Origin of the sequence: Nonomuraea sp. NPDC050310 (assembly GCF_040655795.1) — a bacterium.
Classification (GTDB): domain Bacteria; phylum Actinomycetota; class Actinomycetes; order Streptosporangiales; family Streptosporangiaceae; genus Nonomuraea.
In genome coordinates this window covers 15,586-37,535 of the sequence record NZ_JBFAKP010000022.1, presented here as the reverse complement: position 1 = coordinate 37,535, position 21,950 = coordinate 15,586, and the positions used below count along the sequence as shown (strand labels likewise).

At 71.2% G+C, this 21,950-nt stretch carries 22 protein-coding genes; 16 read left to right on the top strand and 6 right to left on the bottom strand.

Annotated elements, in window-relative coordinates:
* Nucleotides 1–87 precede the first annotated feature (87 nt).
* Nucleotides 88–1,821, top strand: coding sequence for a proline--tRNA ligase (locus AB0I67_RS34965; RefSeq protein ID WP_357932688.1), 1,734 nt, complete (start codon nucleotides 88–90; stop codon nucleotides 1,819–1,821).
* 131 nt (nucleotides 1,822–1,952) lie between these two features.
* Here AB0I67_RS34965 and AB0I67_RS34960 read toward each other — a convergent pair whose 3' ends face one another.
* The 4 genes from AB0I67_RS34960 to AB0I67_RS34945 are packed head-to-tail and all read right to left on the bottom strand — an operon-like array spanning nucleotide 1,953 to nucleotide 3,409.
* Nucleotides 1,953–2,135: a DUF4236 domain-containing protein gene (locus AB0I67_RS34960; protein WP_357932685.1), complete on the bottom strand. Its 183-nt coding sequence runs from the start codon at nucleotides 2,133–2,135 to the stop codon at nucleotides 1,953–1,955.
* Nucleotides 2,136–2,185: 50 nt separating this feature from the next.
* Entirely contained in the window at nucleotides 2,186–2,392 is a 207-nt protein-coding gene (locus AB0I67_RS34955) for a DUF4236 domain-containing protein (RefSeq protein ID WP_357932682.1), read from the bottom strand.
* Between the two features lie 22 nt (nucleotides 2,393–2,414).
* Nucleotides 2,415–2,915 carry a ferritin-like domain-containing protein gene (locus tag AB0I67_RS34950; RefSeq protein ID WP_357932679.1) on the bottom strand — a complete coding sequence of 167 codons (501 nt, stop codon included), beginning with the start codon at nucleotides 2,913–2,915 and terminating at the stop codon, nucleotides 2,415–2,417.
* Nucleotides 2,912–3,409: a hypothetical protein gene (locus AB0I67_RS34945; protein WP_357932676.1), complete on the bottom strand. Its 498-nt coding sequence runs from the start codon at nucleotides 3,407–3,409 to the stop codon at nucleotides 2,912–2,914. Before AB0I67_RS34945 ends, AB0I67_RS34950 begins: the two co-directional genes overlap by 4 nt.
* A gap of 97 nt (nucleotides 3,410–3,506) precedes the next feature.
* Between AB0I67_RS34945 and rimP the strand changes: the two genes are divergently transcribed.
* The 8 genes from rimP to truB all read left to right on the top strand — a co-directional run bounded on the left by rimP (nucleotide 3,507) and on the right by truB (nucleotide 11,762).
* Nucleotides 3,507–4,007 (top strand): ribosome maturation factor RimP, encoded by a 501-nt coding sequence (rimP, locus tag AB0I67_RS34940; protein WP_357932673.1) that lies wholly within the window; start codon nucleotides 3,507–3,509, stop codon nucleotides 4,005–4,007.
* Nucleotides 4,008–4,018: 11 nt separating this feature from the next.
* A complete protein-coding gene (gene nusA, locus AB0I67_RS34935; protein WP_357932670.1) occupies nucleotides 4,019–5,023 on the top strand; it encodes a transcription termination factor NusA in 1,005 nt (334 codons plus the stop codon).
* The gene (locus AB0I67_RS34930) at nucleotides 5,007–5,330 is read left to right on the top strand and encodes a YlxR family protein (RefSeq protein ID WP_357932667.1); all 324 of its coding nucleotides are present in this window, start codon (nucleotides 5,007–5,009) and stop codon (nucleotides 5,328–5,330) included. Before nusA ends, AB0I67_RS34930 begins: the two co-directional genes overlap by 17 nt.
* 112 nt (nucleotides 5,331–5,442) lie before the next feature.
* The gene (gene infB, locus AB0I67_RS34925; protein WP_357932664.1) at nucleotides 5,443–8,589 is read left to right on the top strand and encodes a translation initiation factor IF-2; all 3,147 of its coding nucleotides are present in this window, start codon (nucleotides 5,443–5,445) and stop codon (nucleotides 8,587–8,589) included.
* A 366-nt stretch (nucleotides 8,590–8,955) separates the two neighbouring features.
* Nucleotides 8,956–9,252, top strand: coding sequence for a DUF503 domain-containing protein (locus AB0I67_RS34920; protein ID WP_357932661.1), 297 nt, complete (start codon nucleotides 8,956–8,958; stop codon nucleotides 9,250–9,252).
* 19 nt (nucleotides 9,253–9,271) lie between these two features.
* The gene (gene rbfA / locus AB0I67_RS34915; protein WP_357932658.1) at nucleotides 9,272–9,745 is read left to right on the top strand and encodes a 30S ribosome-binding factor RbfA; all 474 of its coding nucleotides are present in this window, start codon (nucleotides 9,272–9,274) and stop codon (nucleotides 9,743–9,745) included.
* Entirely contained in the window at nucleotides 9,742–10,911 is a 1,170-nt protein-coding gene (locus AB0I67_RS34910) for a bifunctional oligoribonuclease/PAP phosphatase NrnA (RefSeq protein WP_357932655.1), read from the top strand. The genes rbfA and AB0I67_RS34910 overlap by 4 nt, the downstream gene beginning before the upstream one ends.
* Nucleotides 10,908–11,762 carry a tRNA pseudouridine(55) synthase TruB gene (gene truB, locus AB0I67_RS34905; protein WP_357932652.1) on the top strand — a complete coding sequence of 285 codons (855 nt, stop codon included), beginning with the start codon at nucleotides 10,908–10,910 and terminating at the stop codon, nucleotides 11,760–11,762. The genes AB0I67_RS34910 and truB overlap by 4 nt, the downstream gene beginning before the upstream one ends.
* Before the next feature lie 27 nt (nucleotides 11,763–11,789).
* Here truB and AB0I67_RS34900 read toward each other — a convergent pair whose 3' ends face one another.
* A complete protein-coding gene (locus AB0I67_RS34900) occupies nucleotides 11,790–12,812 on the bottom strand; it encodes an SAM-dependent methyltransferase (protein WP_357932649.1) in 1,023 nt (340 codons plus the stop codon).
* 68 nt (nucleotides 12,813–12,880) lie between these two features.
* Between AB0I67_RS34900 and AB0I67_RS34895 the strand changes: the two genes are divergently transcribed.
* Nucleotides 12,881–14,245, top strand: a complete 1,365-nt coding sequence (locus AB0I67_RS34895) for a leucyl aminopeptidase (protein ID WP_357932646.1) — start codon at nucleotides 12,881–12,883, stop codon at nucleotides 14,243–14,245.
* On the opposite strand, the gene AB0I67_RS34890 is transcribed toward AB0I67_RS34895, so the two are convergent.
* A complete protein-coding gene (locus tag AB0I67_RS34890) occupies nucleotides 14,202–14,999 on the bottom strand; it encodes an FCD domain-containing protein (RefSeq protein ID WP_357932643.1) in 798 nt (265 codons plus the stop codon). The two genes, AB0I67_RS34895 and AB0I67_RS34890, sit on opposite strands and share 44 nt — an antisense overlap.
* 106 nt (nucleotides 15,000–15,105) lie before the next feature.
* On the opposite strand from AB0I67_RS34890, the gene AB0I67_RS34885 reads away from it, so the two are divergent.
* The 6 genes from AB0I67_RS34885 to AB0I67_RS34860 all read left to right on the top strand — a co-directional run bounded on the left by AB0I67_RS34885 (nucleotide 15,106) and on the right by AB0I67_RS34860 (nucleotide 21,948).
* A complete protein-coding gene (locus tag AB0I67_RS34885) occupies nucleotides 15,106–16,035 on the top strand; it encodes a bifunctional riboflavin kinase/FAD synthetase (RefSeq protein ID WP_357932641.1) in 930 nt (309 codons plus the stop codon).
* Nucleotides 16,036–16,189: 154 nt separating this feature from the next.
* Entirely contained in the window at nucleotides 16,190–16,459 is a 270-nt protein-coding gene (rpsO, locus tag AB0I67_RS34880) for a 30S ribosomal protein S15 (RefSeq protein WP_357932638.1), read from the top strand.
* Nucleotides 16,460–16,711: 252 nt separating this feature from the next.
* Nucleotides 16,712–19,045 carry a polyribonucleotide nucleotidyltransferase gene (locus AB0I67_RS34875; RefSeq protein ID WP_357932635.1) on the top strand — a complete coding sequence of 778 codons (2,334 nt, stop codon included), beginning with the start codon at nucleotides 16,712–16,714 and terminating at the stop codon, nucleotides 19,043–19,045.
* Nucleotides 19,046–19,191: 146 nt separating this feature from the next.
* The gene (locus AB0I67_RS34870) at nucleotides 19,192–20,499 is read left to right on the top strand and encodes a pitrilysin family protein (protein ID WP_357932971.1); all 1,308 of its coding nucleotides are present in this window, start codon (nucleotides 19,192–19,194) and stop codon (nucleotides 20,497–20,499) included.
* Between the two features lie 94 nt (nucleotides 20,500–20,593).
* Nucleotides 20,594–21,331, top strand: coding sequence for a 4-hydroxy-tetrahydrodipicolinate reductase (gene dapB, locus AB0I67_RS34865; RefSeq protein ID WP_357932632.1), 738 nt, complete (start codon nucleotides 20,594–20,596; stop codon nucleotides 21,329–21,331).
* A gap of 146 nt (nucleotides 21,332–21,477) precedes the next feature.
* Nucleotides 21,478–21,948 carry a GNAT family N-acetyltransferase gene (locus AB0I67_RS34860; protein WP_357932629.1) on the top strand — a complete coding sequence of 157 codons (471 nt, stop codon included), beginning with the start codon at nucleotides 21,478–21,480 and terminating at the stop codon, nucleotides 21,946–21,948.
* Nucleotides 21,949–21,950: the final 2 nt, after the last annotated feature.

Sequence of the window (21,950 nt, the reverse complement as noted above, 5' to 3'; positions counted from 1 at the left end):
CGCGGCGGCGGTGCCGCGGAGTCGATAGCCTGTAGGCACTCATGAACCCGTAGGCCGTCATCTTCCGGCCCGACCGAGGAGCTCACCGTGCTGCTGCGTATGTCGTCGTTGTTTCTTCGCACCCTGCGGGACGACCCGGCGGACGCGGAAGTGCCGAGCCACAAGCTCCTCGTCCGCGCCGGTTACGTCCGCCGCGTCGCCCCCGGCATCTACTCGTGGCTGCCCCTGGGCAAGATCGTCCTGGAGAACGTCGCCCGTGTCGTGCGCGAGGAGATGAACCGCATGGGCGGCCAGGAGGTGCTCTTCCCCGCGCTGCTGCCCCGCGAGTACTACGAGGCCACCGGCCGGTGGACCGAGTACGGCGACAACATCTTCCGGCTGAGGGACCGCAAGGGCGGTGACTACCTGCTCGGTCCCACGCACGAGGAGCTGTTCACCGACATGGTGAAGAGCGAGTACTCCTCCTACAAGGACTTCCCCGTCACGCTCTACCAGATCCAGACGAAGTACCGCGACGAGGCCCGCCCCCGGGCCGGCATCCTGCGCGGGCGCGAGTTCGTGATGAAGGACTCCTACTCCTTCGACCTCGACGACGACGGCCTCAAGCGCTCCTACGAGCAGCACCGCGAGGCCTACATCAAGATCTTCGACCGGCTGGGCCTGCGCTACAAGATCGTCTTCGCGACCTCCGGCGCCATGGGCGGCTCGGCCTCCGAGGAGTTCCTGGCCCCCACGCCCACCGGCGAGGACACCTTCGTCAACTGCCACACCTGCGGCTACGCCGCCAACGCCGAAGCGGTCACCACCCCCGCCCCCGCCGCCCGCGCGATCGAAGGGCTGCCCGCCCAGCAGGTGCTCGACACCCCCGGCACGCCGACCATCGAGACGCTGGTCGACTTCCTCAACACCAACAACGGCCTGGGCATCACCGCCGCCGACACCCTCAAGAACGTCGTCTTCAAGGTGACCTACCCCGGTTCCGACAAGGCCGAGCTCCTCGTCGTCGGCGTGCCCGGCGACCGCGAGGTCGACGCCAAGCGCCTGGAGGCCGCGCTGGCCCCCGGCGAGGCCGCCATCTTCGAGGAGTTCCACAAGCAGCCCGGCCTGGTCAAGGGCTACATCGGGCCCCAGGTGCTCAAGGACCTCGGCATCCGCTACCTCGTCGACCCCCGCGTCGTCACCGGCACCGCCTGGGTGACCGGCGCCAACGAGGCCGGCAAGCACGCGGTCAACGTCGTCGCCGGCCGCGACTTCCACCCCGACGGCACCATCGAGGCCGCCGAGGTGCGCGCGGGCGACACCTGCCCCCGCTGCGGCTCCGAGCTCTCCCTCGACCGCGGCATCGAGATCGGGCACATCTTCCAGCTCGGCCGCAAGTACGCCGACGCCGCCTCGCTCGACGCGCTCGGACCCGACGGCAAGCCCGTCCGCATCACCATGGGCTCCTACGGCGTCGGCGTCTCCCGCTCGGTCGCGGTGATCGCCGAGCAGTGGCACGACGAGCTCGGCCTCGTCTGGCCGCGCGAGGTGGCCCCCGCCGACGTGCACATCGTCGGCACCGGCAAGGACAACCAGATCGAGGTCGCCCTCCAGCTCGCCACCGAGCTCGAGGCCCGCGGCCTGCGCGTCCTGGTCGACGACCGGCCCAGCGTCTCGCCCGGCGTCAAGTTCAAGGACGCCGAGCTGCTCGGCCTGCCGACCATCCTGGTCATCGGCCGCGGCCTGGCCCAGGGCGTCGCCGAGCTGCGCGACCGCGTCACCGGCGAGAAGCAGGAGATCCCGATCGCCGAGGCGGTCGAGCGCATCGCCGGCCTCGTCTGACCGGTTCGTGAACCGCCGGAGGCCGGGCGCGTCGCGCCCGGCCTCTGTACGTTCGTCCGCCGCCCGTCGCCCGCCTCTTCCAGGGTGGGGCCCCGCGGTCAGGTACGGCAGGCACCCGGTACGGCGGAGCGTCAGCGGCGGGTCGTCTTACGCCAGGAGAAGTTCCCCGGAAGGTTGACCGCCACGGTCCTGCGACCGTCCGGTCCCCGGGTCACCCGGAATAACCGGTTCCCGTAACTGTGGCCGACGCCCTTGTTCGAGAGATTGATCCGGAACGGGCCTATCTTGATCGATTTTCGATAACTCAGTCCCATGGCCCGGGAACTGCCCAGAAATCGGCCTCGTAGTAGTCGGCCCCGCCGGTTCAGTAGTAGTGCCTGCGCCGGCGCCGCCCGCCGAGCGACTTGCTGAGGTGGAAACCCCCAGGCAGCCGCAGCATCAGGTGCCTGCCGCCGTCGGGGGTGGTGGTCACGTGGAACCTGCGGCCGCCGAAGCTGTGCCCGACCCCGTGCGGGGTGAGATGGAAGCGCAGCGGCCCGACTTTGATGGTCTTCCGGTAATGCCAGCCCATGCCCTGACAACGGGCGAGCGGCTCAGCCGGTTCCCGTGCTCGGGTCGGTGCCGAGGCCCGGGCTCGTGCTCGGCGCGGGCGTGACCGGCTGCTCGGGCATGCCGGGCAGGGCCTTGATCTGGCGGCGCAGGCCGTAGGAGCGGGTGACCGCCTCCTGCATCGCCGAGGCGGCGAAGCGGCGAAGCGTCAGCTCCTCGCACGCGGCCAGCTCCAGGTAGGCCGCGGTGATGCCGTCCTCCACCCGCACGGCCAGGTTGACCGCGTCGGTGGCCGAGGCGGTCACCGGGACGTCGTAGGACGCCTCGGTCTCCACCGCCTTGCCGCCGCGCGCCAGCAGCAGCGAGCGGAGCTGGTCGCGGCGGTAGCGGTGGGCGTCGAACGCCGCGCTCACCCGGCTCCGGAGCGCTCCCGTGGTGCGGGCGCCGAGCAGCCCGTAGGCGTAGACCGCCGCGTGCTCGGCGGCCAGCGCCTTCCCCAGCCGCGCGACATCGGCCGCGCCGTCGCGCGCGAGGCGGCGGCTCACAGGGACCTCGGCAGGGCGAGCGCGTGGGCGGCCTCGCAGGCGCCGATGCTGGCGATCAACTGGGCCAGCGAGGGCGAGGCGTCGGCGAGCTGGCGCAGCCGCAGGGCCGCCGCCTTGCGCTCGACGTCGCGCAGCCGGGTCAGCGTCACCTTCGGCTCGGCCGCGGGCGTGGACGGCGTGGGCGGGGTCGCGGTGGGCGCCTCGGTGGGCAGGTCGAGCGGCCGGCGCCGGCGCAGCTCGGCCAGGTGCACCTGGTGGCGGTCGAGAAAGGGCCGCAGCGCCGAGCCGCCGGAGTCCACCATCTGGGTGTAGAGCGCGATCGTCCGCTGCTTGTCCGAGATGAGCTGCCCGAGCAGCACGTCCTCCGGGTCGGGCGCCGGGGGCGGCTCGGCCTCGGGGGTGCGTGCCGAACAGCCCGCCACCGTGGCCGTCACCGTGCCCGGGACCAGCAGCGCACCACCGGCGAGCACGGCTCGTCTGGACAGTGTGTTCATAGGTCTGACCATGATACGGCCCGGGTGCGGATAGGGTGTGAACTGCCAGGGCGAGGTCCGCCCCGCAGATCGGACGAAAAAAATAGGGGAGGTCGACATGGATAGTGCCGCATCCCGCGACCACCTGATGAAGGTGCTGGAGCCCGTCGTGGCGGCGGAGGGCCTCGATCTTGAGGACGTGACGGTGGCCAGCGCGGGCAAGCGCCGCGTGCTGCGCGTGATCGTCGACCGCGACGGCGGCGTCTCGCTGGACGACGTGGCCGAGGTGAGCAACGCCGTCTCCGCGTTCCTCGACGACGACGACTCGATGGGCAGCCAGCCGTACACGCTCGAAGTCTCCTCGCCCGGCGTCGACCGGCCGCTCACCGAGCCGCGCCACTGGCGGCGCGCGGTCAAGCGGCTGGTGAAGGCCGAGCTGCGCGACGGCGGCGTGGTGGAGGGGCGCATCATGGGCGCCGACGACGGCGGCGTCGACATCGACGGCCGCAGATACGACTTTACGGACCTGACCCGTGGACGGGTGCAGGTGGAGTTCCGCAAGTTCGAAGACGAGGACGACGCTGACGACCTCGACGACTTCGACGGCGACGAAGGCTAAGGGGGAGCCTGGTGGACATCGACATGGCTGTCCTGCGCAGCCTCGAGCGGGAGAAGGACATCTCCTTCGACCTCGTGGTCAAGGCGATCGAGGACGCGCTCCTGATCGCCTACTTCCGCACCGACGGCGCGGCCCAGAAGGCGCGGGCGGAGCTCGACCGCCAGACCGGGCACGTGACGATCTACGCCGCGGAGCTCGACGACGAGGGTGAGATCGTGCGCGAGTACGAGGACACCCCGGGCAACTTCAGCCGCATCGCGGCCACGACCGCCAAGCAGGTCATCCTGCAGCAGCTGCGCGACGCCGAGGACGAGATCAACTTCGGCGAGTTCGCCAGCCGCGAGGGCGAGCTGGTCTCCGGCGTGATCCAGCAGGGCAAGGACCCGCGCACGGTCCTGGTCGACCTCGGCAAGATCGAGGCGATCCTGCCGGCCAACGAGCAGGTGCCTGGCGAGGACTACGTGCACGGCGAGCGGGTCAAGGCCTTCGTCGTGCAGGTGAAGAAGGGCCACAAGGGCCCGTCGGTCACGCTGTCGCGCACCCACCCGGGTCTGGTGAAGAAGCTCTTCGCGCTGGAGGTGCCGGAGATCCTCGACGGGACCGTCGAGATCGCCGCCATCGCGCGCGAGGCCGGGCACCGCACGAAGATCGCAGTTCGGTCACGAAAGCCGGGCGTCAACGCCAAGGGCGCGTGCATCGGGCCGATGGGTTCGCGGGTGCGCAACGTGATGACCGAGCTGCACGGCGAGAAGATCGACATCATCGACTGGTCGGACGACCCGGCGGAGTTCGTGGGGAATGCCCTGTCCCCCGCCCGTGTTTCCCACGTCGAGGTGCTTGATCTCGCGGGCCGCGTGGCTCGCGTGACGGTGCCCGACTACCAGTTGTCGCTCGCCATCGGCAAGGAGGGCCAGAACGCCCGCCTGGCGGCGAGGCTGACCGGCTGGCGCATCGACATCCGGCCGGACACCCAGGCAGAGGATGCCGCCGGTTCCGTAGATGCGTCGACACGGTAAGCTGGAATATGGTGGCCGAGTAGTGCCACCCGCATCTCCGGTAAGAACTTGCGTGGGATGCAGGGTTCGCGCTATCAAGTCAGAGCTTCTTCGCCTGGTGCTGGACGGGGATCATGTGACCCCCGACCTGCAAGGGCGGCTTCCGGGCAGGGGCGCCTCGCTGCACCCCGCCCTGAGCTGTCTCGAGCTCGCCGAGCGTAGACGAGCGTTCCCGCGCGCCTTCCGGGTGCCGGGACCGCTGGACCTTTCGCTGGTGCGGGAGCGTCTGGAGAAGGAGCAGGAAATGTCATGTAGGACGCCGGATTAAGGGGCGGAGTCAGATTGCTATGAGCGCCTGATGAGCACGCGGCGATGAAGACGTCAACGTAACGACGGCCTGGACGGCACAGCCAGCCTCCCGGGCCGAGTAAGGGAGTGCAGTGGCGAAGGTCCGGGTATACGAGCTCGCTAAGGAGTTCGGCGTCGAGAGCAAGGTCGTCATGGCCAAGCTCCAGGAGATGGGGGAGTTCGTCCGTTCGGCGTCCTCCACGATCGAGGCGCCGGTCGTCCGCAGGCTCACCGAAGCTCTTGGAGTCTCGAAGGGCTCCTCGAAGGGCGGCTCCGGCCGGGGCGGCGCACAGCCGTCCGGTCCGCGTCCGTCCACCCCCGCGCAGGCCGAGGGCCGCGCGGGCAACGGCGTCAGTGAGACGTCATCCCCTCGCCCGGCGCCCAAGCCGGGTCCGCGGCCCGGCCCTGCGCCGAGCCCCGCGGCTCAGCGCCCGCAGGCGCCGAGCCCCCAGCAGCAGCAGCAGCCCGCCGCTCCGCGCCCCGAGGCGCCGCGGTTCGAGGCTCCGCGTGCGGAGACCCCGCGTCCCGAGACCCAGCGTCCCGAGGCGCCGCAGACCCGTTTCGAGGCTCCGCGTCCCGCGGCGCCCAAGCCCGGTCCGCGTCCGGCTCCGGCCCCGCGCCCGGACAGTGGCCCCGCCGCCGGCGGCCCCGCTGCCGGTCGTCCGGGCGCCCCGGCCGGTGGAGGTGCGCCCCGTCCCGGTGGCGGGCCGAAGCCCGGCCCGCGTCCGGGGCCGCGCCCCGGCAACAACCCGTTCTCGTCCAACGCCAGCGGCATGGGCCAGCAGTCTCGCGGCCCGCGTCCCGGCGGGCGTCCGGGTGACGACCGCGGTCCTCGCCCCGGTGGCGACCGTGGCCCGCGTCCCGGCGGTCCCCGTGAGGGCGGCGCTCCCCGCGACGGCGGCATGCCGCGTCCGCAGGGCGCCCGTCCGGGCGGTCCCGCTGGTGCGGGCGGTCCGCGTCCCGGCCCCGGCGCCGGTGGTCCTCGTCCCGGCGGTGGCGCCGGTGCGGGCGGTCCCCGTCCCGGTGGTCCGCGTCCCAACCCGATGATGATGCCCCAGGGCCGTCCCGCCGGTCCCGGCGGTGGCGGTGGCGGCGGCGGCCGTCCCGGTGGTCCCGGCGGCCGTCCGGGTGGCGGTGGCGGCGGTGGCCGTCCCGGTGGTCCCGGCGGTGGCGCAGGTCGTCCCGGTGGCGGCGGCTTCGCCGCGCGTCCCGGTGGCGGCGGTGGCCGTCCCGGTGGCGCTCCCGGCGGTGGCGGCGGTTTCGGTGGCGGCGGTGGCCGTCCCGGCCCCGGCGGCCGTGGTCGTGGCGGCGGTACGGCAGGCGCCTTCGGGCGTCCCGGCGGCCGGCCGACCCGTGGTCGCAAGTCCAAGCGCCAGCGGCGTCAAGAGTTCGACAACATGTCGGCGCCGTCGATCGGCGGCGTGCAGGTTCCGCGTGGCAACGGGCAGACCCTGCGCCTGCCGCGTGGCGCCTCCCTGTCCGACTTCGCCGACCGCATCGGCGCCAACCCCGCCTCGCTGGTGCAGATCATGTTGCACCTCGGCGAGATGGTGACCGCCACCCAGGCGGTCAACGAGGAGACGCTCCAGCTTCTGGGCGCCGAGCTCGACTACGTCATCCAGGTCGTCAGCCCGGAGGAGGAGGACCGCGAGCTGCTCGGGGCCTTCGACATCGAGTTCGGCGAGGACGAGGGCGACGAGGAGGACCTCGCCGCGCGTCCGCCGGTCGTGACCGTCATGGGTCACGTCGACCACGGTAAGACGAAGCTGCTCGACGCCATCCGCAAGACCAACGTGGTGGCGCGCGAGGCGGGTGGCATCACCCAGCACATCGGCGCCTACCAGGTGTCGGCGATGCACGAGGGCGAAGAGCGGAAGATCACCTTCATCGACACCCCGGGTCACGAGGCGTTCACCGCCATGCGTGCCCGTGGTGCCAAGGCCACCGACATCGCCATTCTGGTGGTCGCGGCCGACGACGGTGTGAAGCCGCAGACCATCGAGGCGCTCAACCACGCCCAGGCGGCGGACGTGCCGATCGTGGTCGCGGTCAACAAGATCGACAAGGAGGGTGCCGACCCGAACAAGGTCCGCGCCCAGCTCACCGAGTACGGTCTGGTGGCCGAGGAGTACGGCGGCTCGACGCTGTTCGTCGACATCTCCGCTCGCGAGGGTCTCAACATCGAGAACCTCCTGGAGGCGGTCCTGCTCACGGCTGACGCCGAGCTCGACCTGCGCGCCAACCCGACGATGGACGCTCAGGGCATCGCGATCGAAGCGCACCTCGACAAGGGCCGTGGCCCCGTGGCGACCGTCCTGGTCCAGCGCGGCACGCTCCGCGTCGGCGACTCGATCGTCTGTGGCGAGGCCTTCGGCCGCGTCCGTGCGCTGCTCGACGACAACGGCAACAACGTCGAAGAGGCTCCGCCGTCCTTCCCGGTGCTGGTCATGGGTCTGACCGCGGTCCCGGGCGCCGGTGACAACTTCATCGTCGTCACCGACGACCGCATGGCCCGGCAGATCGCCCAGCAGCGGGCCGCGCGCAAGCGCAGCGCGGACATGGCGAAGTCCTCGCGGCGTCGCACCCTCGAGGAGCTCTTCAGCGACCTCGAGAAGGGCCGCGTCGACGAGCTCAAGCTCATCATCAAGGGTGACGTGTCCGGTTCGGTCGAGGCCCTGGAAGACGCGCTGCTCAAGATCGATGTCGGCGACGAGGTCAGGCTCCGTGTCCTGCACCGCGCCGTCGGTGCGATCACCGAGTACGACGTCAACCTGGCCATGGCCGACGAGAACGCGGTCATCCTGGGCTTCAACGTCCGGCCCGAGCCGCGTGCGCGCGACCTGGCCGAGCGCGAGGGTGTCGACATCCGCTACTACTCGGTCATCTACCAGGCGATCGAGGAAATCGAAGCGGCGCTCAAGGGCATGCTCAAGCCCGAGTTCGAAGAGGTTCAGCTCGGTTCCGCGGAGATCCGTGCGGTCTTCAAGGTGCCGAAGATCGGCAACATCGCCGGTTCGATCGTCCGCTCGGGCAAGATCGTCCGCAACAGCAAGGCTCGCCTCATCCGCGAGGGTGTGGTCGTGTCCGACAACCTCACCGTCAGTTCGCTCCGCAGGGAGAAGGACGACGTCACCGAGGTCCGCGAGGGCTTCGAGTGCGGTATCGGCATCGGCTACAACGACGTGCGCGAAGGGGACACCATCGAGACCTTCGAGATGCGGGAGAAGCCGCGCGACTAGCAGGTGCCCGGACGAGTCCGGCGGGATCCACCGCCGGACCCGTTCCCGGCCGGGCCCGGCGGGTTCTCCCGCTGGGCTCGTCCGTCGGACGGGTCCCGGCGGTTCTCCTGCCGGACTCGTCTCCGGAACGGGTCTTGAGGGTTGCCTCGCCGGGCTCGTTTCCGGAACGGGTTCCGAGGGTTGCCTCGCCGGGCTCGTTTCCGGGGGTTTCGGCTGCTTTTGACCCGCCAGCAGGGCGGCTCGCCGTACGAGGTGCGGGAAGCCGGAGGCCTGGCGGGCTGTTGTTCTCTGTGGGTGTGTCCGGCCACGGGTCTTTCCACCGCGGTCCCGCCGGGCACCGACGAACCAGCACAGCGGTGGTTATCCATGTACGTAGGTGCCCTGACCCTGGACCTGCTGCTCGGCGACGTCCGGTCGCTGAAGCAGAAACGGTCCGTCGTGCGTCCCATCGTCGCAGAGCTGCTGCGGCGCTACCCCGGCGTGGCCGTGGCCGAAACTGGTCACCTCGACCTGCATCGCAGGGCGGAGCTGGGGGTAGCGGTCGTCTCGGCCTCCGCAGGCAACTGCGTGGAGGTCCTGGAGGCCTGCGAGCGCCTGGTGGCCTACCGCCCCGACATAGAGTTGCTGTCTGCCAGGCAGCGGCTCTTCACCGACGAAGACTGAAGCTTTAGGGGGACTGACCATGGTTGACGCCGCTCGCGCGCGCAAGCTCGCCGACCGCATCCAGCAGATCGTCGCTGAGATGCTGGAGCGCCGGATCAAGGACCCGCGGCTGGGCTTCGTGACCGTGACCGACACGCGGATCACCGCCGACCTGCGTGAGGCGACCGTTTTCTACACCGTCTTCGGCTCCGAGGCCGAGCGGGCCGACAGCGCCGCGGCGCTGGAGAGCGCCAAGGGCATCATCCGCTCCGAGGTGGGACGGCAGACCGGGGTCCGGCACACGCCGACGATCGCGTTCAAGCACGACCCGATCCCGGAGAACGCCCGGGCGATGGAGGAGCTGTTCGCCGCGGCCAAGGCCAGGGACGCCGAGGTGGCCCTGAAGGCGCAGAGCGCGGAGTACGCCGGCGAGGCGGACCCGTACAAGAAGCCGGAGACGGAGGACTTCGATGACGAGGACTCCGACGACGTAGCGGAACACCCTGCGAAGTGACCCGCGAAGCGCGTGACCCGGCCGGCCGCACGGCGTTCCCCACGCCCGCGGCCGGCTCGGACGTGCCTCCGCCCGGCAGCCGTCCCCCGGCTGTCCCCGGGCACCTGGACGCCACCCCCGACCATCGGGGTGACGGCCGTGCCGACGGGGTGACCGGGGCGGATCTCACCAGCGGGCTCGGCGTGCCGGGCCCGGCGATCGCCGAGTACGCCTGGGAGCGGACGCTGGAGCTGATCGCCGAGGCGGGCGAGGTGGCGCTGGCCTGCCACATCTCGCCCGACGGCGACGCGCTCGGCTCGATGCTGGCCGCCGCCAGGGCGCTGCGGCAGACGGGTAAGCAGGTCGTGTGCTCCTTCGGGGACCGCAACTTCGCGGTGCCCCGGTTGCTGCGTTTCCTGCCGGACCTGGAGTGGCTGTCGCCGCCGCAGGACTACCCGCACACCCCCGAACTGATGATCACGTTCGACTCCTCGACACTGGCCCGGCTGGGCCTGCTGGCGGAGAACGCCGAGCGGGCCACCGAACTGGTGGTGATCGACCACCACCCGTCCAACCCGGGCTTCGGCACGCACAGCCTGATCGACCCCGGCGCCGCCGCGACCGCGGTGCTGGCCGAGGAGCTGATCCGGCGGCTCGGCGTGCCGCTCGACCGGGAGATGGCGACCTGCCTGTACGTCGGCCTGGTGACCGACACCGGATCCTTCCGCTACGCCTCCACCACGCCCGCGGTGCACGAGCTGGCCGCGCGGCTGCTGGCGACCGGGCTCGACCCGGAGGAGATCGCGCGCACGCTGTGGGACCGCGCGCCGTTCGGCTACCTGCGGGTGCTGGCGGCGGCGCTGGGCCGGGTGGCGCTGGAGGACGACCTGGTGTGGACGTACGTCACCAGCGACGACCGGGCGGCCTTCGGCCTGCCGTACGACGAGGTGGAAGGGATCATCGACGTCGTGCGCCGGGCCGAGGAGGCCGAGGTAGCGCTGGTGATGAAGCAGGACGACGAGGGCGCGTGGCAGGTGTCGACCAGGTCCAAGGGGGCTGTGGACGTCGGCGCGATCTGCACCGCGCTGGGCGGCGGCGGGCACGCCCGCGCCGCCGGCTACACCTCGCACCTGCCGGTCGAGGAGACCATGGCCCGATTCCGAGAGCTGTTGGGAAAGAGCAGATGACCGAGAGCGGCCTGATCGTGGTGGACAAGCCGGCCGGGTGGACGTCGCACGACGTCGTCGGCAAGTTGCGGCGCATCGCGGGCACCAGGCGGGTGGGGCACGCCGGCACCCTCGACCCGATGGCGACCGGCGTGCTGGTCGTCGGCGTGGAGAAGGCCACCAGGCTGCTCGGGCATCTGGCGCTGACCGAGAAGGTGTACGAGGCGGTCATCCGGCTCGGCGTGACGACCAACACCGACGACGCCGAGGGCGAGGTGCTGTCGAGGCGGCCGGTCGAGGTGGCAGAGGAGCGAGTCCACGCCGGGATCGCCACGCTGACCGGCGAGATCATGCAGGTCCCGCCGCAGGTGAGCGCGATCAAGGTGGACGGCGAGCGGGCTTACAAGCGGGCGCGCGCCGGCGAGGAGGTCGAGCTCAAGGCCCGGCCGGTGACCATCCACGAGTTCGAGGTCACCAAGCTCGACGGCGAGGACGTGCACGCCACCATCCGCTGCTCCAGCGGCACCTACATCCGCTCGCTCGCACGCGACCTGGGCGAGTTCCTCGGCACCGGCGGCCACCTCACCGCGCTGCGCCGCACCCGCGTGGGCCCGTACGACCTGTCGCTGGCGCGCGGCATCGAGCAACTGGCCGAGGACTGCGTCATCCTGCCGATCGGGGAGGCCGTCACGGCCGCCTTCCCGCGCCGGGACGTGACCGAGGACGAGGCCCGGGTGGTACGGCACGGCGGCCGGCTCCCGTCGGCGGGGCTGGGCAAGGGGCCGATCGGCGTGTTCGGGCCGGAGGGGGAGCTGCTGGCGCTGGTCGAGGAGCAGGGCCGGCTGGCCAAGCCCCTCGCCGTCTTCGCCTGAGCCCCTGACCCGAGGGGCTTGGCCGGATCAGGCGGGCTTGCGGGCGACCATGAGGTCGCGCACGATCGCCTGATCCACCCAGTGCTCGAAGCCGGGCAGCTCCAGCACCTGCAGCCCCTGCCCGCCGAGGATCGAGGCCAGTTCGTCCCGGTTGCCGCCGTAGGTGTTCCAGGAGATCCCGATCGCCCCGCCGGGCCGCAGCAGCTCGGCCCATCCGGGCACGGCCTTGGCGATGAGCTCCAGCGGGCTGCGGGAGAGCCCGCCGCCGCCACCCCGGCTGCCGTGCTGCACGCCGTACGGGGCGTCGGTGACGATCAGGTCGAACGAGCGCGGCTTGAAGAAGTCGCGCGAGCGCAGGGTGTCGGCGTTGACCACGTCGACGTGCTGCACGTCCCCGGCCTTCTGCGCCTCCTTGGACAGGGCGAAGCTCGCGTTGAACCGCTTGCCGGCCAGCGCGCGCTCGCGCCGGACCGGCACGGTCTCGGCGGTGTGCTTGAGCCGCTTGTCCTTGAGCCAGCGCCGCAGGAACAGGCCGTAGGCCTCGAAGTCCTTGGTGTCGACGTCCAGGCCGTAGGCGTCGTAGCCGTACATGAGGGCCTGGTTCAGCGTGGTGCCTCGCCCACACATCGGGTCGAATACTGACAAATGCCTTTCAAAAGTGAAATCGGAGGCAAGAACTGTCACGTTCAGCAGTAGCTTGGTGAAGTGCTCGTTCGTCTTCCCGGCGTACTTCTGGATCGTGAGCAGGTCGCTGCTCAGCCGGTCGAGCGGCTCCATCCGCAGGGGCCGCAGCAGCTCCCCCTCCATCCCGAACAGCGCGTAGACCGAGGAGAGGTTCGACAGCAGCGCGATGTCGCGCTCGCCGAGCTCCGCACCGGTCTCGAAGGTCACGTACGGCACGCCGCCGATCGAGCTCTCCTCGACGGCGGAGATCGGCGCCTCCAGCGCCCGGTCGCCGAAGACTCCCAGCTCACTGCGGGTCAGTCGGATGGCGCTCTCGCCGTAGACCCGGTTGAAGGCCGGAAGGATCAGCAAAGCGTAACGAGGCATGCAGCGGATGCTACCGGTTGAGCCTTTATGGTTTGCTATGCAGACCATTTGATCTGAGGAGTCGCCTCGTGGACGTGTCCTTCTCCCCGCTCCAGCCCGTCCAAGTCCCGGCCGACCTGCTGGTGCTGCCCGTCTCGCGCGCCCGCGAACTCGGTCTGGGCGCGGCGCTGGACAGCGTGCGGTTCGGTGGCGAGGCGCTGCTGCCCCGGCGGGAGGGCGACCCGTTCGAGGCGCGGGCCCTGCTGGTGGTCGGCGACCCGGGTGACGAGCACGAGGTGCGCCGGCTGATGGGGCGGCTCGCGCCGCGGCTCAAGGACTTCGCCCGGGTGGCGGTCGGCCTGCCGTACGCGGAGGAGGTCATCGAGGGGGTGCGGCTGGGCGGTTACCTGTTCGACGGCTACAAGAGCCGGCCGGACGGGCGCGCGATCAAGGAACTGGTGGTGTTCGGCGAGGGCGACGCGCAGCGGGCCGGGATCATCGCCGACGCCGTGTTGTTCGCGCGCGACCTGGTCAACACGCCGGGCGGCGACCTCACCCCGATGCTGCTGGCCGAACGCGCCAAGGCGACCGGCCTGGAGGTCAGCGTGCTGGGCACCGACGACCTGGAGCGGGGCGGCTTCGGCGGCATCCTGGGCGTCGGCGCGGGCAGCGCGAACCCGCCCTGCCTGATCGAGGTCACCTACCGCGGCGGCGACCGGCACATCGGCCTGGCCGGCAAGGGCATCACCTTCGACTCCGGCGGCCTGGACATCAAGAGCCTCAAGGCGATGGCCGACATGAAGAGCGACATGGCCGGCGGCGCGACCATGCTCGCGGTGACGCAGGCCGCGGCGCGGCTCGGGCTGCCGGTGACGGTGAGCACGGTGATCCCGGCGGCCGAGAACATGGTCGGCGGGCACGCCACCCGGCCGGGCGACGTGCTGCGGCACCGCAACGGCCGCACGACCGAGGTGACCGACACCGACTGCGAGGGCCGCCTGGTGCTGGCCGACGCGCTGGCCTACCTGAGCGAGAAGCGCCCCGAGGTCATGATCGACGCCGCGACGCTGACCTACTCGGTGATGCACGCGCTGGGCGAGGAGCTCACCGGCGTGCTGGGCAGCTCACCCGAACTGGTCAGGAGCCTGATCGAGGTGGGCGCGGCCAACGACGAGCCGCTGTGGGAGCTGCCGTTGTGGCGGCCGTACACCAGGAAGCTGCGGTCGGACGTGGCCGACGCGCGCAACGACGGCGGCGAGCACGCCGACGCGATCATCGCCGGCCTGTTCCTGGAGCCGTTCACCGCGGGAATCCCGTGGGCCCATCTCGACTTCGCCACCACCGCCTACCTGAACCGGCCCACCGACCTGGGCCCGGCCGGGGCGACCGGCACGATGGTCCGCACGCTGATCAGCTACCTGCAGCGAGGCTCCGTTCGAGCATGGTCCGCATGACGTCCGAGGTCAGCGTGAAGTGCCGCTCGGCGAGAGCCCGGGCCCGCCCCGGCTCGCGGCCGGCGATGGCGGCGTACAGCTCGCGATGCTCGGCCAGCGCCCGGGCGTGGCCCTCGCGGTCGTCGTCGCCGTAGGGCTCGACCGGGAAGCCGAGGCTGACCCGGGTCAGCACCTCCTGGCTGAGCGCGCGGATCTTCGGGTTCTGGGTCGCGGCGACCACGGCGGCGTGAAAGGCCCGGTCGGCCCGCTGCTCGTCGCGCAGCGTGGGAGCACGCGCGTACGCCTCCAGCGCGCTCGCCATGGCGTCGAGGTCGGCGTCGGTGCGCCGCTCCGCCGCGGTGGCCGCGACCATGCCCTCGACCAGCGCGTACAGGTCGAAGAGCTGCTCCAGCTCGGCCCAGCGCGGCACAAGCGTGCGGCGGACGGCCGAGGCCGTGGCCTCGGTCCAGGAGGCGCGCACGTAGGCGCCGCCGGTGCGGCCGCGCCGGATCTCGACCATGCCCGCCGCCTGCAGCCGCCCGATCGCCTCGCGCACGGTGGCGCGGCTGACGCCGAGGAGGACGGCCAGCTCCCGCTCGCCGGGCAGGCGCTCGCCCGGCAGGTACTCGCCGACGGCCACCGCGGTCATCAGCCGGTCGGCCACCTCGGTGGCCACGGACTGCACCTTCACCGGGCCCAGCGGCGTGGCCGGGTCGCCGCCGTCCAGCAGCTGGCCGAGCATGCGCGACACGTCATCCTGCACACCATCCTGCACACCGCGCACGTTACACAATGCCGGACTCCCGGGCGGCCGCCCTCGATTGCGGGGAATGCGGGAGCGCGTGGCAGGCTTGACCTGACGGAACCGCGGCCGAGGGTGAATGGGGTCGAACGTGCAGGATTCTGGCAGATCGGTGGTCACGGTCGGCGTCTTCGACGGCGTGCACCGCGGGCACCGGGCCGTGGTCGAGCGCGCCGTCGAGCTGGCTCGCGAGCGCGGCCTGCGCAGCGTGGCGCTGACCTTCGAGCCGCATCCCGACGAGGTGGTGCGTCCCGGCTCGCACCCCGCCCGGCTCACCACGCCCGCGCACCGCGCCGAGCTGCTGGCCGGGCTGGGCGTCGACGAGGTGATCGTGCTGCCCTTCACCCTCGACCTGTCGCGCACCGCGCCCGAGGAGTTCGTGGAGACGGTGCTGGTCGACCGGCTGCGGGCGGCCGCGGTCGTGGTGGGGGAGGGCTTCCGCTTCGGCCACGGGGCGGCCGGCGACCTGGCCGTGCTGCGCACGCTCGGCGACAAGCACGACTTCGCGGCGGTAGCCGTACCGGCGGTGGCGGAGGTCTCCTCCACCGCGGTGCGGGAGGCCCTGGTGGCCGGCGACATCGAGGCCGCGACCGCCGCGCTCGGCCGGCCGCACCGGGTGGAGGGCGTGGTCGTGCGCGGCTACCAGCGCGGCCGCCAGCTCGGCTTCCCGACCGCCAACGTCGAGACGCCCCCGCACACCGCCATCCCCGCCGACGGCGTCTACGCCGGCTGGCTGCGCTGCATCCCGGTCGGCAACCTGCCCGCCGCCTACGACGGGGTGCGCTGGCCCGCGGCGATCTCCGTCGGCACCAACCCGACCTTCGAGGGCGTGCCCCGCACCGTCGAGGCCTACGCCCTCGACCGCGACGACCTGGAGCTGTACGGCACGCACGTCGCCGTCGAGTTCGCCGCCCGGCTGCGCGGCAACACCCGGTTCGACTCCATCGAGGCCCTGGTCGCGCAGATCAACGCCGACGTGGACGAGGCGCGGCGGATCACCGCCGGGTGAACGATGTGCGACCGCCCGAACCGGGATGGTAACCTTGCATGTCGGCTCTGTAACGGCTGCGCTCAGCGCTGCCCTCAGGTCCTACACGCGGCGACTGTAGGCACGCACGGTCGTTCGCCATCGATCGCGCGTGCCCGTTGATTCAAGGAGAGTCGTGTCCCTCGACACCACTGCCAAGAAGACCATCATCGCTGAGTACGCCAAGGGCGACAGCGACACTGGTTCGCCCGAGGTGCAGATCGCGCTGCTCAGCAAGCGCATCAGCGAGCTGACCGAGCACCTGAAGTCCCACAAGCACGACCACCACAGCCGTCGTGGTCTGCTGCTGCTGGTCGGCCGCCGTCGCCGGCTGCTGAAGTACCTGCAGAACAAGGACATCGAGCGCTACCGTTCGCTCATCGAGCGGCTCGGCCTGCGCCGATAGCTAGTATGAGAAGGGAGCGGCGCTTCGCCGCTCCCTTCTCGTATCAGCCTCTGACAACTGAAGACAAGAGACACTAAAGCCCCCGCGTCCGCACAAGCACCATGCGACCCGCGACGCCTGCGGGCCGGTCCTCGGTAGTGGCTTCCGGTCAAGACGTGACCGGGCGCTTCGATCGAAGACCGGTGCTGCACCTACCAGACGGGTGCCGGTGTAAAGAGGGCGCGGGAGACCGACCGACCAAGGAGGTCCCCCGTGGAGGGTGTCCACACCGCTGAAGCCGTCATCGACAACGGCGCATTCGGCACGCGCACGATCCGGTTCGAGACCGGCCGGCTCGCGCGTCAGGCGGCGGGTTCCGCCGTCGCCTATCTCGACAACGAGACGATGGTCCTCAGTGCGACCACCGCCTCGAAGAACCCCAAGGAAAGCCTCGACTTCTTCCCCCTGACGGTGGACGTCGAGGAGCGCATGTACGCCGCAGGCCGCATCCCCGGCTCCTTCTTCCGCCGCGAGGGCCGTCCCTCCGAGGACGCCATCCTCACCTGCCGGCTGATCGACCGCCCGCTGCGCCCGTCCTTCGTCAAGGGCCTGCGCAACGAGGTCCAGGTCGTCGCCACGATCATGGCGCTGCACCCCGACCACCTGTACGACGTGGTCGCGATCAACGCCGCCTCGCTGTCCACCCAGCTCGCCGGGCTGCCCTTCTCGGGCCCGATCGGCGGCGTGCGCGTCGCGCTGATCGACGGCCAGTGGGTCGCCTTCCCGACCCACCCCGAGCTGGAGCGCGCCACCTTCGACATGGTGGTCGCCGGCCGCGTCCTGGCCGACGGCGACGTCGCGATCATGATGGTCGAGGCCGAGTCCACCCGCGACACCCTCAAGCTGGTCGCCGGCGGCGCGGTGGCGCCGACCGAGGAGACCGTCGCCCAGGGTCTCGAGGCCGCCAAGCCCTTCATCAAGGTGCTGTGCGAGGCCCAGAACAAGGTGGCCAAGGTCGCCGCCAAGGAGACCGCCGAGTTCCCGATCTTCCTGGACTACCAGGAGGACGCCTTCAACGCCGTCGAGCAGGCCGTCAAGGGCGAGCTCGCCCAGGCGCTGACCATCGCCGGCAAGCAGGAGCGCGAGGGCGAGCTCGACCGGGTCAAGGGCCTGCTCGCCGAGAAGGTGCTGCCCGACTTCGAGGGCCGCGAGAAGGAGGTCTCGGCCGCCTTCCGCAGCCTGACCAAGAAGCTCATGCGCGAGCGGGTCATCAGCGACGGCGTCCGCATCGACGGCCGTGGCCCGAAGGACATCCGCGCGCTCAGCGCCGAGGTCCACGTGATCCCGCGCGTGCACGGCTCGGCCCTGTTCGAGCGTGGCGAGACCCAGATCCTGGGCGTCACCACCCTCAACATGCTGCGCATGGAGCAGATGGTCGACACGCTCAACCCCGAGCGGACCAAGCGCTACATGCACAACTACAACTTCCCGCCCTACTCCACCGGTGAGACCGGCCGCGTGGGCTCGCCCAAGCGCCGCGAGATCGGCCACGGCGCGCTGGCCGAGCGGGCGCTGATCCCGGTCCTGCCGGCCCGCGAGGAGTTCCCCTACGCGATCCGCCAGGTCTCCGAGGCGCTCGGCTCCAACGGCTCGACCTCGATGGGCTCGGTCTGCGCCTCCACGATGTCGCTGCTCGACGCGGGCGTGCCGCTCAAGGAGATGGTGGCCGGCATCGCCATGGGCCTCATCGGCGACGGCGACACCTACATCACCCTGACCGACATCCTCGGCGCCGAGGACGCGATGGGCGACATGGACTTCAAGGTCGCCGGCACCAAGGACGTCATCACCGCGCTCCAGCTCGACACCAAGCTCGACGGCATCCCCGCCTCGGTCCTGGCCGCCGCGCTGAAGCAGGCCAAGGGCGCCCGCCTGGCGATCCTCGACGTGATGCAGGAGGCGATCGACTCCCCGGCGGAGATGAACGCCACCGCGCCGCGGATCATCACCATCAAGGTCCCGGTCGACAAGATCGGCGAGGTCATCGGGCCGAAGGGCAAGATGATCAACCAGATCCAGGACGACACCGGCGCCGAGATCACCATCGAGGACGACGGCACCATCTACATCGGCGCCACCGACGGCCCGTCGGCCGAGGCCGCGCGGAGCGCGATCAACGCGATCGCCAACCCGCACATGCCCGAGGTCGGCGAGCGCTACCTGGGCACCGTGGTGAAGATCGCCTCCTTCGGCGCCTTCGTCTCGCTCATGCCCGGCAAGGACGGCCTGCTGCACGTCTCCCAGATCCGCAAGCTCCACGGGGGCAAGCGCATCGAGAACGTGGAAGACGTCATGAACGTCGGCGAGAAGGTCCAGGTGGAGATCGCCGAGATCGACTCGCGTGGCAAGCTCTCCCTGGTCCCGGTCGAGGTCATCGAGAAGGAAGCGGCCGAGAAGGAGGCCCGGGGCGACGACGCCGCGGCGGCTCCGGCCGAGTCCGCAGCCGACGACTCCGGCGCTCCCGCCGACGACGACAAGCCGCGTCGCAGCCGCACCCGCGTGCGCTCGCGCCGGCCCGCCGACGACGGGGACGACCGCAACTCCTGACCAAGCACCGCACGCGCGGGATCGCCCCTCCGGGCGGTCCCGCGCGGCCCCCTGATGCGGTGCCGGGCGCGCGATGCACGGAGACCCCTCGCAACGTGCCGCTTGACTCCGAGCACGGGGCCGACCATCGAGGAGGACGCTCCGTGATCGAAACCATGCTCCACCCGGGCCGGGAAGGCGCCGGCGTGGTGAAGCGCACCGTCCTACCGGGCGGGCTGCGCGTGGTGACCGAGTCCATGCCCGCGGTCCGCAGTGTGGCCGTCGGCATGTGGGTCGGCATCGGTTCGCGCGACGAGGCGCCCGAGCACATGGGCGCCACCCACTTCCTGGAGCACCTGCTCTTCAAGGGCACCCCCACCCGGGACGCCATGGAGATCTCCGCCTCCATCGAAGGCATCGGCGGCGAGATCAACGCCTTCACCGCCAAGGAGTACACCTGCTACTACGCCCGCGTCCTCGACGAGGACCTGCGGGTGGCGGTGGACGTGCTGGCCGACGTGGTCACCAGCTCGCTGATCGACCCGGACGACGTCGAGTCCGAGCGTGGCGTGATCCTGGAGGAGATCGCCATGCACGACGACGATCCCTCCGACGTCGTGCACGAGCAGTTCTCCGCGCAGCTCTACGGCGACTCGCCGATCGGGCGGCCCATCCTGGGCACCGTCGAGTCGATCAACGAGCTGGGGCGCGAGCGCATCCTGGAGTACTACCGCCAGTACTACCTGCCCAGCCGTACCGTCGTCTCCGTGGCCGGCAACGTCCGGCACGAAGAGGTCGTCGAGCTGGTCATGCGGGCCTACGAGCGGGCCGGCACCCTCACCGGTCCCGCCGAGTTCGTCGCCCCCCGCACCAGCGGTCCGGGCGCGCCGGCCCGGTCCGGCGTGCGGGTGCTCGACCGGCCGACCGAGCAGGCCAACCTGGTCCTCGGCACCACCGCGATGCCCCGCACCGACGACCGCCGCTTCGCGCTCGGCGTGCTCAACGCCGCGCTCGGCGGCGGGATGTCCTCGCGGCTGTTCCAGGAGATCCGGGAGAAGCGCGGCCTGGCCTACTCCACCTACAGTTACACCTCGGCCTACGCCGACACCGGGCAGTTCGGGATCTACGCCGGCTGCCTCCCGTCCAAGATCGACGAAGTGCTCAAGATCTGCCGTGACGAGGTCGCCCGCGTGGTCGACCAGGGTCTCGACGCCGACGAGGTGGCTCGCGGCAAGGGCCAGATGCGCGGCGGGCTGGTGCTCGGGCTGGAGGACACCGGCTCGCGCATGTCCAGGATCGGGAAGAACGAGCTCGTCTACGACGAACTGCTCTCGGTGGACGAGGTCCTGGCCCGCATCGAGGCGGTGACCCCCGACGAGATCTCCGAGGTGGCCCGCGACGTGCTCAGCCGGCCGCTCGCCCTGGCTGTCATCGGGCCCTACGGCGACAAGGACTTCTCCTCGGCCATCGCCTAGGCGAGCCGGGCGGTGCGGGTCCCCGCGGAATCCGGGGACCCGCACCGGTAAGACCGGACGGGCCGGACCCGGCCGGTCACAGTAGGCTGGCCCTGTGATCAGGGTTGGAGTGCTCGGCGCCCGAGGGCGCGTTGGTTCCGAGGTGTGCAAGGCCGTCGAGGCGGCTCCGGACATGGAGCTGGTGGCCGCGATCGACAAGGACGATCCCATCGAGGATCTGCGCGGCGCGGAGGTCGTGGTCGACTTCACGCACCCCGACGTCGTCATGGGCAACCTGGAGTGGATGATCTCCAACGGCATCCACCCGGTGGTCGGCACCACCGGCTTCGACGCCGGGCGGCTGGAGCGGGTGCGCGGCTGGCTGGCCGCCAACCCGGGGGTCAACGCGCTGATCGCGCCCAACTTCGGCATCGCCGCCGTGCTGATGATGCACTTCGCCCAGCAGGCGGCCAAGTACTTCGAGTCGGCCGAGATCGTCGAGCTGCACCACCCGAACAAGGCCGACGCGCCCTCCGGGACCGCTCGCCGTACCGCGGAGCTGGTGGCCGAGGCCCGTGCCAAGGCCGGCCTGGACGCGATGCCCGACGCGACCAGCTCCGAGCTCGACGGCGCCCGCGGCGCCGACGTGCAGGGCGTGCGGGTGCACGCGGTACGGCTGGCCGGGCTGATCGCCCACCAGGAGGTCATCCTCGGCGGTGACGGCGAGATCCTCACCATCCGGCACGACACGATGAACCGCGCCAGCTTCACCCCGGGCGTGCTGCTCGGCGTGCGGCGGGTCGGCGGGCTGAACGGCCTGACGGTGGGGCTGGAGCCCCTCCTCGACCTCTGAGCAGACTTGTGCCCACGGCGATCACGCCGTGGGCACAGGTCCTCGAAGGGGGTTGCCCGGCCCCGCACGGCCAGGCTCACGTTGATCAGAGTACAGCCCGCGAGGCCGAGCAAGGGAAACATGAGGCCGTGTCGAAAGTGTCGAACGTGCGTTGGGCGGAGGCGGGCGAGCTGCCCGCCCTCGTCGCGATAGAGCAGGCGGCGGACGGGCTGTTCGCCGAGGTGGGCATCGTCTTCCCGGAGGGGACGACGATGGTGGAGGAGGCCGACGACCCGGCCCGCGTGCTGGTGGCGGGCGAGCCGCCGGCGGGCTTCGCGATGATCGGCTGGGTGGACGGGCACGTGCACCTCGACCAGCTCGCGGTGCATCCCGGCCACATGCGGCAGGGGCACGGAGGCGCGCTGGTGCGAGCGGTCCTCGACCACGCCGCGGCCCTCGGCGCGCCCGGCGTCACGCTGACCACCTTCCGCGACGTGCCGTGGAACGCCCCCTGGTACGAACGGTTCGGATTCGCCGTGCTGCCCGAGGCCGCGTGGGGGCCCGAGCTGCGCGCGCTGGTCGAGCACGAACGCGAGCTGGGCCTGGAGCTGGCGCCCCGGGTCGTGATGAGGGCATAGCA

Excerpts from the sequence above, each read along its gene's own strand:
- AB0I67_RS34885 (WP_357932641.1), top strand. The coding sequence starts at position 15,106 with ATGGGGTCGAACGTGCAGGATTCTGGCAGATCGGTGGTCACGGTCGGC.
- rbfA (WP_357932658.1), top strand. The coding sequence starts at position 9,272 with ATGGTTGACGCCGCTCGCGCGCGCAAGCTCGCCGACCGCATCCAGCAG.
- rimP (WP_357932673.1), top strand. The coding sequence starts at position 3,507 with ATGGATAGTGCCGCATCCCGCGACCACCTGATGAAGGTGCTGGAGCCC.
- AB0I67_RS34960 (WP_357932685.1), bottom strand. The coding sequence starts at position 2,135 with ATGGGACTGAGTTATCGAAAATCGATCAAGATAGGCCCGTTCCGGATC.
- AB0I67_RS34920 (WP_357932661.1), top strand. The coding sequence starts at position 8,956 with ATGTACGTAGGTGCCCTGACCCTGGACCTGCTGCTCGGCGACGTCCGG.
- AB0I67_RS34945 (WP_357932676.1), bottom strand. The coding sequence starts at position 3,409 with ATGAACACACTGTCCAGACGAGCCGTGCTCGCCGGTGGTGCGCTGCTG.
- AB0I67_RS34930 (WP_357932667.1), top strand. The coding sequence starts at position 5,007 with ATGCGTCGACACGGTAAGCTGGAATATGGTGGCCGAGTAGTGCCACCC.
- AB0I67_RS34900 (WP_357932649.1), bottom strand. The coding sequence starts at position 12,812 with ATGCCTCGTTACGCTTTGCTGATCCTTCCGGCCTTCAACCGGGTCTAC.
- AB0I67_RS34955 (WP_357932682.1), bottom strand. The coding sequence starts at position 2,392 with ATGGGCTGGCATTACCGGAAGACCATCAAAGTCGGGCCGCTGCGCTTC.
- truB (WP_357932652.1), top strand. The coding sequence starts at position 10,908 with ATGACCGAGAGCGGCCTGATCGTGGTGGACAAGCCGGCCGGGTGGACG.